This is a genomic window from Sphingobacterium sp. UBA7631, from assembly GCF_002483935.1.
Lineage (GTDB): Bacteria > Bacteroidota > Bacteroidia > Sphingobacteriales > Sphingobacteriaceae > Sphingobacterium > Sphingobacterium multivorum.
Genome location: NZ_DLIX01000003.1, coordinates 11,805 through 27,139 on the forward strand (window position 1 = coordinate 11,805; position 15,335 = coordinate 27,139).

The following is a 15,335-nucleotide window of genomic DNA, read 5'->3' on the forward strand; positions in this document are numbered from 1 at the left end:
GATTTCATCGGATCGCCAATAGCAATGGTACCGAATCAACGACATTAGGATGGATCTAATAAAAACGGCACTTAAATCGCTATCGGTTAAAGTGCCGTTTTTCTGTTATATCAGTGTTGTTGCTGTAATATTGAGGAGCTCGCTTGGGGTATGGATAATGTATTTTGCCCCGTGTTGTCTCAATTCGTCTTCATCGCGAAAGCCCCAGGTAACACCGATTGCTGTTACCCCGGCATTATTGGCCGTATCCATATCGACCGATGAATCACCGACATACAGGCAATTTTGTTTGTTGACACCTAATGTCTCAAGGCTATCTAGGACGATTGCGGGATCGGGTTTGGCTGGATGACCAGCGCGATGGCCGAGGACAAGGTCAAATGGAATATCGGGGAAGTATTGTTGCATCAGTGGGATGACTGCCTCGTGGTATTTATTGGACGCCACGGAGATGAGGTAACCTAAAGACTTCAATTCTTGAAGCAGCGATACAATTCCCGGGTAAGGCCGTGTATGCGATACAGGTTTTTGTTCATAATAGCTTTTAAAAGCTCCAAGTAAGACTGTAATCGTCTCTGCCGTTCGTGCTTCTTCGGGCAATGCCCTTTCGATGAGTTTCTGTACGCCATTGCCTACAAATTTCTTATAAGCAACGAGTGGATGCGTTGGATATCCATGCTGTTCAAGAATAGCATTGCAGCTGTCCCCCAGGTCTTGTAATGTATCTAGCAGTGTTCCGTCCAGATCAAATATGATAAGTTTCATTTGATAAATCTAGTAAAAATTGCGGTTGAACCATGGTAGAATAGTGAGATTAAATGGAGTTTAATTATTTCCAAATGGAGGTATTTATATTTCCTTTCTGTGTATCATTTAGATCGGGGAAAAAAGTGAATCCAGTTATTTTTTCCAGTTCGCTTACGGTTAACCTATAATTTTCGAACGTGCTTCCTGAAGGTGGAATGACATTGTCAATCTTATAACCAATGGTATAATATTCGTTTCCTTTTTTCATTGCCAAGGCTTTGAAATAGTATTTTGGTTTGGCAATATCTTTTCCATCGTTGTCCTGCGCAAAATCGAGGCTGTTTTCAGTGCTGGTCTTAGGTATTGCGCCAGTTACGACATACATCGTGTCACACTGTGCAGTCCAGGTTCTGACTTTCGTTTCGAGGTTTGCCCAAATACCTTGGTTAAGTCGTGAAACCTGTGCTGTCATGTTGGTAAAATAAAATGTTGTTTTATTTTGAGCAATATTGAGATTTCTGTCTGCACTTGGCAATTGGTGCCCTCTGTCGTACCCTGTTGGCTGAAATCCCTTAAATAGATTGGGTTGAAATGCTGTTGATACGGCAGGATCGTAACCCCAGGCATCCGTACGGTTGCCTGACCCTAGCACACTGTTGTATAAGGGGTATGCAACCCAATATGCCATTTTTAGCTTTTTGTCATATAGCATCGCATAATTTCTGCTGTCGTTTGCGTCGGGCATAAAATGTTGTATAAATACCTCATCACTGCTGAGATTGCTCATTTTGGGTATTTCCAGATAAGCTTGTGATTCACCAATCCCGCCACTTAGTTTTCCATTGTCAATGTTGATATCAAAGCTATATTGGCTTCCGGCTGTTAGATTTTTTAAATCCCGATTTTGGGGTATTGTCCAGGTATAGGTATCGCCATTAGTGGCAATAAACTTAATGGCCTTTCCTGTGATATCTTCGCCAGGAAGTAGCATAAATTCTATACGGGCGGTTTTATTGGTATTTAGTGATACCTTTTTTTGCACATCCTTTTTTTCGGTTGAATTAACAGTCAATTTTCCTGTTGTCAAATCGAATCCTCCTTGGATGCTTATAGCTGGCATTTTTACTATAATCTGATTGGCTTCCAATGCGGCTGTATTGGTTATGGATAGCTTAATGTTGACTTTGCTCAGTTGTCGTACAAAAATAAGTGGTACTGTATTGTTGTTTTTACCGATGTTTTTGGCATTGTTTGCATACATCAGGTCTAAGGCTGCCGGGTTGGACTGGTCACTTATATTGATGGGATATTGAAAGTCTGCCAGTGATTTGTAAGGATAATAGGCGATAAAGTCCACGTTTTCATTCGGTAGGAAAACCGGGCTGTTACTTTGAAAAACCGAACCGTTAAAAGTGAAGGGGTAATTTTTGACCTGGTCGATAAGCGAAATTGCTGCCAAAGGTTGGTCGGCTTTGTACATATATACACCGATTTGGTCATTTTTATTCCAGGAAATCTCTGTCGTTTGTGTGTTGATTTGACCAACAATAGTAGGGGTAAATTGCACCGCTGCTCGGTCAATTCTAGTTTCCGTTTTCTGACAGGAGTTAAAAGTAAGCAGTGCAATTATAATGTAGGCTATCCGGAATATATTTTGATCCGGTATCGCTTTGGTCGTGTTCGTCATATGAATAGCTAGTGTATATTGATAAAGTGATGGCAAAAATAGTTAAGTTCACTAGAAGTTACAGCGATCTTTTTAGTAATCCTGGTTATAAGGTTTGTATTGGATTGATCTTTAGATAGATATTTTAGGCACTATTTCGGTTTTATAGTATCTCACTTGTAGTATATTTAAAGATCTCAAACAGTTGTTAAGACAATAATATAGGTAATTGATAAAATATTTAACAGTATGTGTTCCATACTTGTTTAAAAATCATTTGTTTTAGGTTGCTGTTGTGCTATTATGTGTAGTACTAGGGTAACGCTTTTAATTCCTTTTGGAAAAAATTAATACGAAGGTGTTGATTTTCTTCATTTTTCCCTGAAATCAGGTAGTAAAATATATTCTCATTTCTAATAAATTTGTCAATAGGAAAAAAATAGCACAATGTTTGCTGTTCATGTCAAAACATATATTGATTTGACAAATTATTAATCGTTACGAGGTTGTAATGGAAGAAGTATTTAAAGTAAAAGGAAAATTGAATAGATTTTATGTGATTATCTGTGCTGTTGTCATGGTATTGACGGCATCGAGCTGCTTTGATTTTGTTGAGCAGATCGACTTAAAATCAGACGGTTCCGGACATATTGCCGCCACATTAAATTTGAGTAAAAGTAAAACCAAGGTATCTTCTTTAATGAAAATGAAAAGTATTAAAGGCATCCGTATACCTTCTCAAGCGGACATGGAGAAAGAGATTCGATCTGCTGTTCAGTTACTAAAACAAACTAAAGGAATTTCTAATGTACAGTACAGCACAGATTTTACCAATTATATCGTTAATATCTCCTGTGATTTCAGCCAGATAGAATCCTTGAACGCCTTTTCGGATATATTGGCAAATCGGTTTAAAACGAAGATATCGAATTCAAACCGCTATTATTATAACGCACAAAGCCATGTATTTGAACGCAAATTTGTGGCTTCTGCTGACTGGAAAGCAAAATTTAATCAACTGGGAAACGATAATACAACTCAGTTTGCGGACGCATTCTATACGCAGATTGTACGTTTTGAAAAACCGGTTGTATCTCAGGCAAACAGTCTTGCAAAGGTTGCCGGAAATAAGAAAGGGGTTTTGCTAAAACTACCATTTATGGATTTGGTCTATGGTAAATCGAGCTTGGCAAATAAAATCACATTAACAAAATAACCTATAACATTGGTGAAACCGGGACTTCATTTAGTTGCTGAAAGCGCTTCTATAGAGCAGGTTCGGTGTAGCTGAAAAATTATTTATACGATGAAATCAAAATTTATACTGCTAGGATTAGCCTGTTTGTCTTTTGGGACAACTGTAAAGGCGCAGGACTTGATCAAACAAATCCCCGAGGATGCAGAAATGATTGCAGCTTTCCATATGAAAGACATTGTGCAGAAAGCAAATGCCAATAAACTGAACGAGTTACTCCAAAAGACTGGTTTTTTTGAGAAATCGGGAATTTCAGCGAACAATGATATTAAAAATTTGGGGGTAGACCTGTCCCAGACAGCCTATTTTTATACCAGGAAAACCGATAGTATCAGTTTTACGGAATTTATATTTTCCCTGAATAACAAGGGGCAATTTGAGAAACTGCTTCATGAGGCGGGTGAACCCAAGACATTTGCAAATGGCTATACGAGCATAGGCCTCAAGGCGGGGAGTATGTTGGTATACAACGATCGGATCGCTCGATTTGTTTCGGCGACGACAAATACCACCTTTTTGGACAATGATTCAATTGCTAGTCGTTATGGAATCAAAAAGGTAGACTACGTCGCGCGTCCAGCTGATGACGAAGATGCTTGGGCAGATACGACTGTAGCCGCAATGGACTCTGCTGCCGTAGTCTGGGATGCAGATGAAAGATTGGCGCCGCCGGTTGCTGTTGCTGTGGAACCAGATACTGTCGTATTAGGTGCGACGGAAGTATTACCTCCAGTTGTTGATATTGCTGCGGCTGCGGATGCAGCGGCTGACGCGGCAGAAATGCATGATCCAAGTTACTACGATTCGCTTTATACGGCCTATGAAGATCAAAATCGGAAAAACGATTCGATTCGTAACGGCTTACGTGATAAATGGTTATTGAACGAGGTTACCCGTTTGGTTTCAGGGAGTCATAAGTCTTTGTCAATTGCAGATCAGCAGAAGGTTTTAAAGAATCTCGGGCTCATTCGATTGTATGTTCCTCGTGTAGAGGATCTGTACCGTGGTCTTATGCCTTACACCACCTCTCTTCCTTATTATTATATGGGAATCAAACTGGATAAGTTCAAAACGGGTTATCAAGACGGGGTATTGGATTTAGTGCAAGAGGGCAATGTGCTGAAATTAAAGGGATCTGTAGGTTTAGATAAGGACCTTGCTGAGATGACCAAAAGAATGTATGCGCGAAAGCCTAATTCGAAGTTCAGTAAATATTTAACGGATAAAACACTAGGTTTTTTTAATGTGAATATTAATTCGGAGGCTTATTTGAGGGAGATGCCTGCCTATATGGCAAAATATTATAGCGGTTTATTGGGGCCTCAACAGGACCTTGTCGAATGGGGACTGATGGCTCTTGAAATAGCGCTCGATGAAAAAGCCATTGCCCAGGTAATGCAAGGAGACCACCTCGTGGTTGTTAACGGTCTCCGTAAGTTCAAAAAAGACTATATCGATTACACCTATGACGATGATTACAATGCAACCGAAGTGAAAAAGACGAAGGAAGAAACACTTCCGGTGTTTATTTGGATGTTCACATCAAAGGATCAACGTCTGATAAAAAAAGGTTTAGAAATGGCAGTTTCAAAGCAAGTTGGACAGGTGCATGATGGTATTTATGCGTTTTCAAAACATAAAGCCAAAGATTTTCCAATGTATGTTCTTTTGAAAGAAGATCTGGTCCTGGTCAGTAATGATTCCTTGTCTTTAAATGATATCCGTCAGAATAAGATGAATGCTCCCGTAAATAAAGATTTTGCAAAACTAATGAAGCAAAATAAGATGTCTGCAGCCATTGATCTGCAAAAGCTACCGGCTATGTTAAAGGAAATGGGCGTAACACCGGGAAGACAATGGGAAGCAACGGTGGCGCAGCTCAATCAGTATGGCAGTACAGCGATCACTTCCAAGGGTGTAGTAGGCAACCGTGCTGAGGTTGAAATGTCCACACGACTGCCGCAGACGAGCGACGGTGCGATCAGTTACTTACTGGATCAAATTATGGCGGAATTAAATAAAAAGTAACTAAAGAGGATTCAAAAACAATTTTGTTGCACTATTGTTTTGGTTTCTTTTGTAATATTATGGTTATATTTTTATAATGTTAAAATAATATTAAGGTCGTTTAACTTGTTTATGGTACTTTTGACATTTAATTCACTGCATAAATAGACAAACTAAACGATTTATACATCACAATATGGGGATATTTTCAAAACTGTTTGGAAACAAAACTCAGGATTCAAAAGTAAAGGTTGTCGGTAAATTAGCCTTCTTGGAGGTGGACATGCATAACCATATCCTTCCTGGAATAGATGATGGAAGTCAATCTATCGAACAATCATTGACATTGCTGAAAGGGCTTGGGCATATGGGCTTCGAGAAATTTATCTGTACACCGCATATTATGGATGGCGTGCATCCAAATTCAATTCGTACAATTGAAGCTGCTAAGGACAAGCTATTAACTGGTCTAAAAGGTACACCAAATATCCCAGAAATTCATGCAGCGGCTGAGCATATGATAGATGACGGCATTGTGAATCTCATCGGATCAAATGAACTCTGTGTTATGCCCGGTGGTTATGTGCTTATTGAGATGTCCTATTTACAAGAATCCAAAGCGCTATTTCAAACGATATTGGATATACAAAATCTTGGTTATCAACCTATCTTGGCGCACCCAGAACGTTATAATTACTATCATTACAACTTTAACATGTATAAGCAGATCAAGGATGCGGGTTGTATGTTGCAGCTGAACTTGTTGTCGATTAGTCGATATTATGGTGTTGAGGTAAAATCGGCAGCTTTGACAATGATTAAATCTGGAATGTATGATTTTGTTGGGTCAGATGTACACCATGAACGTCATTTGGCTGCTTTGGAAGATGTGGTGGCTAAATATCCTGTACGTGATTTGCTCAAAACATGTAGCATATTGAATCCGACATTGCAAGATCATTTGGGAAATAGTAAGAATGTGATTGCTACTGGCTAGCATCAAAATATATTAATTAGAGAAAGAGATACCCTTTGAGGTATCTCTTTTTTTTGTGACAATTTTTATTCTTGTAGCAGATACCGCCTGCTTTTAGTCCAGTTAGTCTCCTTTACAGTAAGGACATATTTTAAATTGTACAAGAGATTCCTAGGTGTTATTTGCAGTTTGTGGTTGCTTTAACTCCTGTAGATTATTTTCGTCCGCGTTTGTGTTTTGCCGGTATGGATATTTCGAAAATTTGGCTACTTTTGGTTTTAGCATTTTTCATATGAGAGGAAACAGAATTTTTATTCAAGACTGGATAGCACACCATACTTATCAAAAAACAAACGAAATAGATAGTTATTACTTACGCGTTGCAAATGAAATCAATGATAGTTTATCTACACTATGGTTTGAGGAGCAAGAGACAAATGATCTCATCCATACCGATGCTTTAAAGACATTGAGTATCTATCTAACGTGTTACTTAGAAGACGTTATTGCGAAAACAGGCATTTTTGCTGCTTTTAGAACGATCCATACAGAACTATACAATCAACTTTTACCTTTTCATATGGATAATGACCTAACGGATTATTATGCTGAGGATATTAATAGTGAAGATATTGCTGTATTGACCTGGTTGTTTTTCAGTGAACGCAATCCACATTTATTTATTGATCCCCGTGGTCGTTTGATCCAATTGGTTACAGATTTGGCCTATTCGATCTTGGAAGAACATTATGAAGTTGCTCCTGAAAATGAAAAGTTAAAACTAGAATATGTTTTGGACGAAGGAGCGAACTATTTTGAAGTCCGTAATTTTATTGAAAAGCTTGTCGCTACAAATTACCTGACAGCGGGTGAATATAACACCAATCTTAATCATTTGATGCAAGTTGCGGAAATAGGGCGATATCAGCACGATCAAAATCAGTTGCAACAGATGATCTATCGGGTTCGAGACAACCATTTCAATAATTATAGACTACATGTGTTTGCGTTGAAGGCATCTGAGTTTGTAGCTGAGGTGGTTGGCAAAGAACATGCGCTATATGATATTGTCAAGACATTAGGTAATCGCATTAATAGCTTTTTCGAATTCGTTAAAACGGATGAGCTTTATGTACATGTAAAACATATCGGAACAAAAACTGCATTTAAAATCTTTAAGGACTCTATACAGCAATTTGTTGAACCAACAGAACCCCTATCTTTCTATATGGAAATTGTGCCTTGGAAAGATGCCTGGAACCTTTCGGGAATTATGACTGTTGTGAATGCCGATGAAGTGAATTTTGATTTACCTGAGCAATATGAGATGACCTATCGCATTGAAGCCTTAAATGGTAAGGATAAGAGCTTGAAGAAAACGGAAAAGCAGCTGAAAGATATGGGTAAATTGTTCCAGTCGGAGCATAAGGCTGCAGTGGCGTTTATGGAAGGAAAGGAAGTGAAGGAATTTGCAACGGATTTCTTTAAGAAATATCAGCAAAAATACCCGAGTAAAGAAGAGTCTCCACTTCCAGAATCAAATTTGGACCTTACGGAAGATGCTAAAGTCACCGTGTTCTTTAATCCGAAAACGGGTTTAGAAGTTTTTGGCGGTATAGCGGAATTTTTCCCATTAAAGAATAACGACTTCGCGGAGAAAGATGGTGAAATTGAGGTGCCTTATGCACGCTACTTTTTGAATCTTTTGGTCGAAGATTTTTTCCCAAGTGAGTTGCCGAAGTACTATGTTAATCTATTCAAGGCGGAAGTGGACAAACAGTTCTTCTTTCCGGTGAACGACGAGGTCCTTGATTTCTTTCTCCGTTTCTATAAACGAGGAACTTACTTCTTGGGACCATTTCCATTATTAAAATAACTCGTGTATCGACTGTAGAAATACAGGAATACATAAAAGTTCCATTGCCTACCTGCAATGGAACTTTTTTATGCATCTAAGTCAGGCTATCCTTTGCTGTATAAGATGGTGTGGTCCTTTAGACATTATTTTGTTGATCGAATATCTCATGAAATTGGTGTTAATTTAATATAAATTGATTATAATTAAATTGTTATCACTTGTGAATCTGGGTCTACATGTCGCATATCCCACGCATTTATGGGCATATTTTAAAAAATTCTCACTAAACTTGTAGGATCAATTATATGTGATGAAGAATGCCTATTGAAAATAATAATGCCTTGGATTTCAAAACTTTCTTTTTGTTGTATAAGGACAAAGTGTATAAATATGCTTATTTACATCTGAAAGAAGAACCAGCTGCCGCAGATTTAGTCCAGGAAACATTCTCCCGAATTTGGAAAAAATGGGCAGAATTAGATGGGAATAAAAATCCGCAGTCTTACCTCTATACGATTGCCCGAAATCTTGTTTTCGACGAATTGCGAAAACAAAAGGTCAGATTCCAATTTCAGGCTACAGACATCGATCAGACCAAATTGGTAGACAATTCGAATGAGGAAGCTATTCGGTTTAAAGATTTGGAGCGCGTTTATCGTGAGGCCATTTCAAAACTCCCGAAAGCGCGACTCGAGATTTTTCTTTTGAGTAAAGAAGAGTTTTTGGATAATCAGGAAATTGCAGATAGGCTTGGGATTTCCGTTAATACCGTCCGTGATCAATTGGTTAAAGGCAACAAGTTTGTTCGGCAATATATTATTGATCATTTTGAGATTTCAATAGCCCTATTGATTTTTTTAAATATTTTTTAGAGCCGCATCGTCTTCTGGTCATCGAGGTACGTATATGTATTTAAAGATGGGCATAGATGATGAATTCCAAAATAGCTGCTTTATATAGAAAATTCCTTAAGGGAGAACTTAGTCCCGAGGAAAACGCCATATTTCTTGATTTACTGACTTCTTGTGACAGGGATGAACTTCCAGATGTAGAGGAGGTTGTTGCGCTAGATGATCGTGATTGTGAACTGAACAAAACAACTTCTGAAGATATCTTCTTTACGATTACAGGTACGCCATTGACGACGCGTGTAGTACCTATTTGGAAAAGACGTTGGTCTGTCATTTCCGCCGCTGCCTGTTTACTGTTGATCGGTCTTGCTTTCTTATTTCAATTTAAGTTTGGGGAGCAGCATAAGAACGCAGCCTACGCAACTGTCCATTATTCTAATCCGACAAAATTTGTGAAGAGGCTGGTACTGCCAGATGGTACACATGTTTCTCTGCGACAGGGAGCACAGATTGAATTGTTGTCAGATTTTGATACAGACAGTTTACGTCGGATCAAACTTTCAGGCGAAGCCTTTTTTGAAGTCGCCAAAAATCCTGAGCAACCTTTTGTGATAGCCAGTTCGGGCGACTTTGATGTTCGTGTGCTGGGCACAGCCTTTAACTTAAACTGTTCGCAGGGGCACAGTCGTTTGGTATTAAATCATGGCCGCGTATGTGTATCTCGCGGGAAGGAATATTCCATTGTGAAACCTGGGCAGCAAGTTGCCTATGATGAGCGACAAAAGCAATTTGATGTATCCAAAGCAGATACGACCAGTGCAACAAATTGGAAGAGTGATCTTTTATCGTTTAATCAAGTTCCTCTTACCCAGATCGTCGCCGATCTCAATAACCTTTATCCGGATAGTAACCTCGAATTGATAGACTCTTTCCGGACGGAAAGTTATACAGGTTATCTACCAGCAAGTGATCTAGAAAAATCACTTACGATGCTTAATACCGCATTTAATCAAATAATTATCCATAAAAAGTAATTTATGAAAAGAACCAATTACTATTTAAAACTTATGGGGAGTGCTTTGCTCTTTCAGTCGCTTGCACTTCATACCATGGCATCACAATTTTCGACCAGTGAAGGAATTGGGAAAATCCTCACACGAATGGAACAAAAATTTAATGTCAAATTTGGCTATGACGCTTCGATATCAAATCAAAAAGTCAATGACTTAGCTGATTTGAGTACATTGAAAAAGGAGCAGATTGTTCAATTTATTCAGACCATTTCGGACGGAAATCTGGAGGTCAAGAAAATTGATGAGAAGCTTTATGTGGTCTCGAAGAGAACCAATAATGATGTTAGAAGTAAGAATGATAGGCCGATTTCCGCTGTTTCCAACGAGATTAGGGGTAAGGTTGTCGATCAGGAAACAGGTCAGCCTATCGCTGGTGTCACAGTACGTGTGAAAGGGACTGCTGTTGCTGTTACTACGGATGGCAATGGTGTTTTCAAATTGCCAAATACCGCTGACGATGCGATCCTTCAGATTTCCTATATTGGTTATCAGACAAGTGAAGTTTCTGCTTCAAATGCTGATGTCATTAAGTTAGGCAAATCGTCCGAAGAGCTTGGTGAAGTTGTTGTAACGGCACTGGGTATAAAGAGAGAACAAAAAGCACTGGGATATGCAACGCAAAGCATTAAAGGTGATGACCTGACACGTGTAAAGGGGGTTGATGTAGGAACTACATTGACCGGACGTATTTCGGGTGTCCGTGTTTTGAACAGTACGGAGTTTAACAGTACACCTCAAATCCAAGTAAGGGGACTAACACCTATTTTGGTGATCGATGGAGTTGCCTATGAAAATCTTACCCTACGTGATGTGCCAGTAGATAATATCGAAGATATGAACGTGCTGAAAGGAGCAACCGCAACGGCATTGTACGGTAGTATGGGGGCTGGTGGGGCCATTATGATTACGACAAAAAAGGGACTTGCGGAAAAAGGAACGGAGATCTCAGTCAATAGCAATAACATGTTTTTTTCGGGTTATCTAGCTTTGCCCGAAGTACAACATGGGTACTCGTCAGGTGAAGGGGGAAAGTTTAATAATGATGACTATGTGTGGGGGGATAAGCTGGATATTGGGCGTTCAGCCAAGCAATGGAATCCACTGACAAAACAACTGGAAGAGATGGAATTGCTTTCCCGTGGCAAGGACAATTTTAAGAATTTTCTTGAGCCGGGATTTATATCCAATAACTCCGTTAGTTTTACCAACCAGGGTGAACATGGAAGTATTAGAACATCGATAAATCATATCTATAACAAAGGGCAGTATCCAAACCAAAAGCTGAATATGACAAACATGTCTGTCGCTGGGCAGACTAAGATTAGTGAAAAAGTTGATATAGAAACACGCCTTGCCTATAATCGTCGTTCAGCAACAAGTAATTTTGGCGCAGGATATAATGATCAGGGATATATTTACAATATTCTCGTGTGGACCGGGCCTGAGTATAATTTACAGGATTATAAAGATTATTGGTTGATTAAAGATCAATCGCAGAATTGGATGTATAAGGCATGGTATGATAATCCCTATTTAACGGCTTATGAGAAGGTTACCCCTGAGCTGGTCAATAAGATGAATGCTGCCTTGACCTTGAATTATAAGGTTTCTGATTGGGGGAAACTTATGGTACGTACAGGGTATGATTATTATGGACAAAGACGGGAGCAACGTAATCCCATGGGCATTTATGGTACGAGGGGCGGATATTCAGGCTTTGACAGTAAAGGAAAGTATTGGATGCAAAATCAGGATGGTTTTAGTACAACCAATGACGTAATCTTTACAGCGAAAAAGAAAGTTGGTGATTTTGGCTTCGACGGATTATTGGGCGGCGCTCTTTTTTATAAACGTGACAATGCGGTTACAGCAACGACAGTAAATGGCTTGTCGATACCAGGATTTTACTCGCTTCGAAACTCAATTGACCCAGTGTCGACTATTGAAAGTAAAACAAAAGAAATGGTCAACAGTACCTATGGACGACTTTCTATCTCCTGGCGTAATGCTGTTTTTGTAGAAGCGACCGGTCGTAACGATTGGTCTTCGGCTTTATCCAAAGAACAACGTTCTTATTTTTATCCTTCTGTTTCAAGTAGTGTTGTCGTAAGTGATTTAATAGCGAATAAACCTACTTGGTTGGATATGTTCAAGGTCCGTGGGTCTTGGGCAGTAACTAAGACGGTTCCAGTTCCATATGAAATAAATCAGGCCTTTTCAATTAGCAACAATGTTTGGGATGGATTGCCAACGGCTTCTTATCCGAATTCAATCAAGGACTACTCCATATCACCTACGCAGCGTGATTTGACGGAGTTTGGTTTTGATTTTGGGCTATGGAAAAATCGATTCTATGGTAATTATACCCGTTATTATCGTCTGTTACATAATGTAACAACTTATGCGACCATTTCGGGCTCATCAGGCTTTACGTCGCGGTTAATCAATACACAAGAAGAGAAAATGACGAAAGGTCATGAAATCACTTTGGGTACTGCTGCAATCAAAAAAGAAAACTTTCAATGGGATATTATTTTAAATATGTCTCAAAATCTGGAATTCTATCACAAGCTTGATCCTGTATATTCTGCCGACGCATTATATGTTAAAAAAGGAGCTAGAACAGACTATATTACCGTAAAGGATTGGGAGCTCTCTCCTGATGGGCAAATCGTTAACAATGCCTCCGGTATGCCGATATCTGCAAAATATGCTGCTCAGTTGTACGGTTATACTGCACCGAAATGGTTCGGTGGTTTGACAAATCAATTTCGTTATAAAGACTTCTCGCTTTCTTTGAGTGTTGACGGGCGAATAAAAGGAATGTCTTATTCAGGTATGAACGCCCGTTTATGGCAGACAGGGGCTCACCCGGATTCGGATAATCCTTATCGCTATGAAGAGGTTGTTAATGGAAACAAAACTTTTGTTGCTCCTGGTGTTAAGATCGTTTCTGGGGGAGTTACCTATGACAAATATGGTCAGATTGCTGAAGACACGCGTGTGTTTGCGCCAAATGACAAAGTGGTCTCTTATGAAACCTATTGGAAATCGGCGTATTCAGGTAGACGAAATTATTGGGATGAGACATTTATCAAACTGCGGGAGCTATCGCTCAATTACCGCGTGCCTGAGAAATTAGCCTCTAAATTCAAAGCGAAACGTGCCAGTGTCGGTGTTACTGGACAGAATTTGCTTCTTTGGACAAAGGAATATCGTTTTTCCGATCCCGATGTAGGTTCAGAAGATTTGAACTCACCATCGATGCGTTACATAGGTTTTAATTTAAATGTAACTTTCTAAAAACCAGTAAAATTAAGATGAAAATGAAAAAATTGTGTATATATATCGCCATGGGGAGTTTAATCTCATTGGCGAGTTGTTCAAAATTTGATGAGATAAACACGAATCCTGAAACTCCTGTGCAAGTGAATTCTTCCATGCTAGCGACGCGTATTATTCTGAATTTGGCAAATCAGCCGACACAAAAATCATTTATGCAGCCCTATTTGTTAACGAAGGAGATTGCATGGACGGAATTGGTTGAGGGGTATCAATATAATGGATTCGGTGAAGGGGGTATATCAATGAACGCAATCAATGATGCTCACTTCATGGGACAGTATGCTGCAACAGATGTGTTGGCAAATTCCTACAATGGGTTAATGTATTTTGCCAGAGCTGTGAAATTTTATGAGGCGACAATGAGTGTAGGCGATGTGCCTTACAAAGAAGCTTTAAAAGGGGAATCAGACAAAACATATTTTCCAAAATATGATACTCAAAAAGAGGTCTTTTTGGGCATACTTAACGAGCTGGAGAAAGCAGACCAGCTCTTTGCAAGCGGAGCAAAATTTGCGGGCGATCCCTTGTACGGCGGAGACATAACAAAATGGAGAAAGCTCGTCAACAGTTTTGCGTTAAATGTACTGATTCAACTGAGCAAGAAGGAAGCTGATGCAGACTTGAATTTAAAAGGACGGTTTCAATCGATTTTAACGAACAAGCCTATATTCACTGCGAATGCCGATAATTTTCAGTTGGTACGTTCGGATAAAAGTGGCCAAACCTATCCTTTTTATAAAATCAGTAATAGTTTCGTTATTTATCCCGTTGTGTCTACGGAGATTATAGACCGTTTGAAGCAATATCAAGATAGAAGGCTATTTTTCTATGCAAACCCATCAGCTTTGCAAATTGCCAATGGCAAACAAGTAAGTGATTTTAGTGCGTATGTTGGTATTGATCCATCCTTGGCGTTTGGCGATATTGCGGACTTGAAAAAGAAAAACGATTATTCTAAATTAAATGACCGCTATACCGAGCTTGTAAGTGGCGAACCAACACAACAATATAGCTATGCGCATCTATGTTTTGTGGTTGCTGAAGCAGCTGCAAGAGGATGGGTTACAGAGTCTTCAGTCAATTGGTATAAAAAAGGCATTGAAGCAGCGATGAAATTCATTGCGGACAATACCCCAAATACGAGCCAGTACACACATAATATGCCATTGGATGGGACCTATATCGCCAGTGCTATTGCTTCCTATGGAGATCAATTCCCTACAACTAAAGAAGGACAGATTGAGGCAATTATGACGCAAAAGTATTTAGCTAGCTTCTTGCAAGGACGAATCAATCCTTACTATGATTATCGTCGTACAGGTTATCCAAAATGGAAAATCAACCCAGCATCCAGTTTAAATGCCGATGATCCAACTAAAATACCTGTTCGTTGGCGTTATCCAGCCAGTGAGTATAACTATAACGGACAAAATCTGGATGAAGCGCTTGCACGTCAATATGGTGGGAAAGATGAAATCAACCAATTGATGTGGCTTTTGAAATAAGCCGTTCGAAAAAACAATCCCCGCAAATGAAATCAATCGTTTGCGGGGATTT

Annotated in this window: 10 protein-coding genes; 8 read left to right on the plus strand and 2 right to left on the minus strand. The window is 39.3% G+C overall.

Annotated features, from left to right (window positions below; all coding sequences use genetic code 11):
• Nucleotides 1-105: 105 nt before the first annotated feature.
• On the minus strand, nt 106-765 hold the full coding sequence (locus B3P16_RS03335) for an HAD family hydrolase (protein ID WP_286709596.1): 660 nt from the start codon (nt 763-765) through the stop codon (nt 106-108).
• A gap of 64 nt (nt 766-829) precedes the next feature.
• Nucleotides 830-2,434, minus strand: a complete 1,605-nt coding sequence (locus B3P16_RS03340) for a DNA/RNA non-specific endonuclease (RefSeq protein WP_286841417.1) — start codon at nt 2,432-2,434, stop codon at nt 830-832.
• A gap of 490 nt (nt 2,435-2,924) precedes the next feature.
• On the opposite strand from B3P16_RS03340, the gene B3P16_RS03345 reads away from it, so the two are divergent.
• From B3P16_RS03345 to B3P16_RS03380, 8 genes are all read left to right on the plus strand, one after another.
• A complete protein-coding gene (locus B3P16_RS03345; RefSeq protein ID WP_286841418.1) occupies nt 2,925-3,629 on the plus strand; it encodes a hypothetical protein in 705 nt (234 codons plus the stop codon).
• Nucleotides 3,630-3,719: 90 nt separating this feature from the next.
• Entirely contained in the window at nt 3,720-5,696 is a 1,977-nt protein-coding gene (locus B3P16_RS03350; protein ID WP_286841420.1) for a hypothetical protein, read from the plus strand.
• A gap of 175 nt (nt 5,697-5,871) precedes the next feature.
• A complete protein-coding gene (locus B3P16_RS03355) occupies nt 5,872-6,672 on the plus strand; it encodes a tyrosine-protein phosphatase (RefSeq protein ID WP_286841422.1) in 801 nt (266 codons plus the stop codon).
• A gap of 271 nt (nt 6,673-6,943) precedes the next feature.
• Entirely contained in the window at nt 6,944-8,527 is a 1,584-nt protein-coding gene (locus B3P16_RS03360; protein ID WP_286841424.1) for a DUF3843 family protein, read from the plus strand.
• A gap of 299 nt (nt 8,528-8,826) precedes the next feature.
• On the plus strand, nt 8,827-9,381 hold the full coding sequence (locus B3P16_RS03365; RefSeq protein WP_112374012.1) for an RNA polymerase sigma factor: 555 nt from the start codon (nt 8,827-8,829) through the stop codon (nt 9,379-9,381).
• Nucleotides 9,382-9,437: 56 nt separating this feature from the next.
• On the plus strand, nt 9,438-10,394 hold the full coding sequence (locus tag B3P16_RS03370) for a FecR family protein (RefSeq protein WP_112374011.1): 957 nt from the start codon (nt 9,438-9,440) through the stop codon (nt 10,392-10,394).
• Between the two features lie 3 nt (nt 10,395-10,397).
• Nucleotides 10,398-13,736, plus strand: coding sequence for a SusC/RagA family TonB-linked outer membrane protein (locus B3P16_RS03375; protein WP_286841426.1), 3,339 nt, complete (start codon nt 10,398-10,400; stop codon nt 13,734-13,736).
• 23 nt (nt 13,737-13,759) lie between these two features.
• Nucleotides 13,760-15,283, plus strand: a complete 1,524-nt coding sequence (locus B3P16_RS03380; RefSeq protein WP_286754720.1) for a SusD/RagB family nutrient-binding outer membrane lipoprotein — start codon at nt 13,760-13,762, stop codon at nt 15,281-15,283.
• Nucleotides 15,284-15,335 lie beyond the last annotated feature (52 nt).

Excerpts from the sequence above, each read along its gene's own strand:
- B3P16_RS03355 (WP_286841422.1), top strand. The coding sequence starts at position 5,872 with ATGGGGATATTTTCAAAACTGTTTGGAAACAAAACTCAGGATTCAAAA.
- B3P16_RS03365 (WP_112374012.1), top strand. The coding sequence starts at position 8,827 with ATGCCTATTGAAAATAATAATGCCTTGGATTTCAAAACTTTCTTTTTG.
- B3P16_RS03350 (WP_286841420.1), top strand. The coding sequence starts at position 3,720 with ATGAAATCAAAATTTATACTGCTAGGATTAGCCTGTTTGTCTTTTGGG.
- B3P16_RS03360 (WP_286841424.1), top strand. The coding sequence starts at position 6,944 with ATGAGAGGAAACAGAATTTTTATTCAAGACTGGATAGCACACCATACT.
- B3P16_RS03375 (WP_286841426.1), top strand. The coding sequence starts at position 10,398 with ATGAAAAGAACCAATTACTATTTAAAACTTATGGGGAGTGCTTTGCTC.
- B3P16_RS03380 (WP_286754720.1), top strand. The coding sequence starts at position 13,760 with ATGAAAAAATTGTGTATATATATCGCCATGGGGAGTTTAATCTCATTG.
- B3P16_RS03335 (WP_286709596.1), bottom strand. The coding sequence starts at position 765 with ATGAAACTTATCATATTTGATCTGGACGGAACACTGCTAGATACATTA.
- B3P16_RS03370 (WP_112374011.1), top strand. The coding sequence starts at position 9,438 with ATGATGAATTCCAAAATAGCTGCTTTATATAGAAAATTCCTTAAGGGA.
- B3P16_RS03340 (WP_286841417.1), bottom strand. The coding sequence starts at position 2,434 with ATGACGAACACGACCAAAGCGATACCGGATCAAAATATATTCCGGATA.
- B3P16_RS03345 (WP_286841418.1), top strand. The coding sequence starts at position 2,925 with ATGGAAGAAGTATTTAAAGTAAAAGGAAAATTGAATAGATTTTATGTG.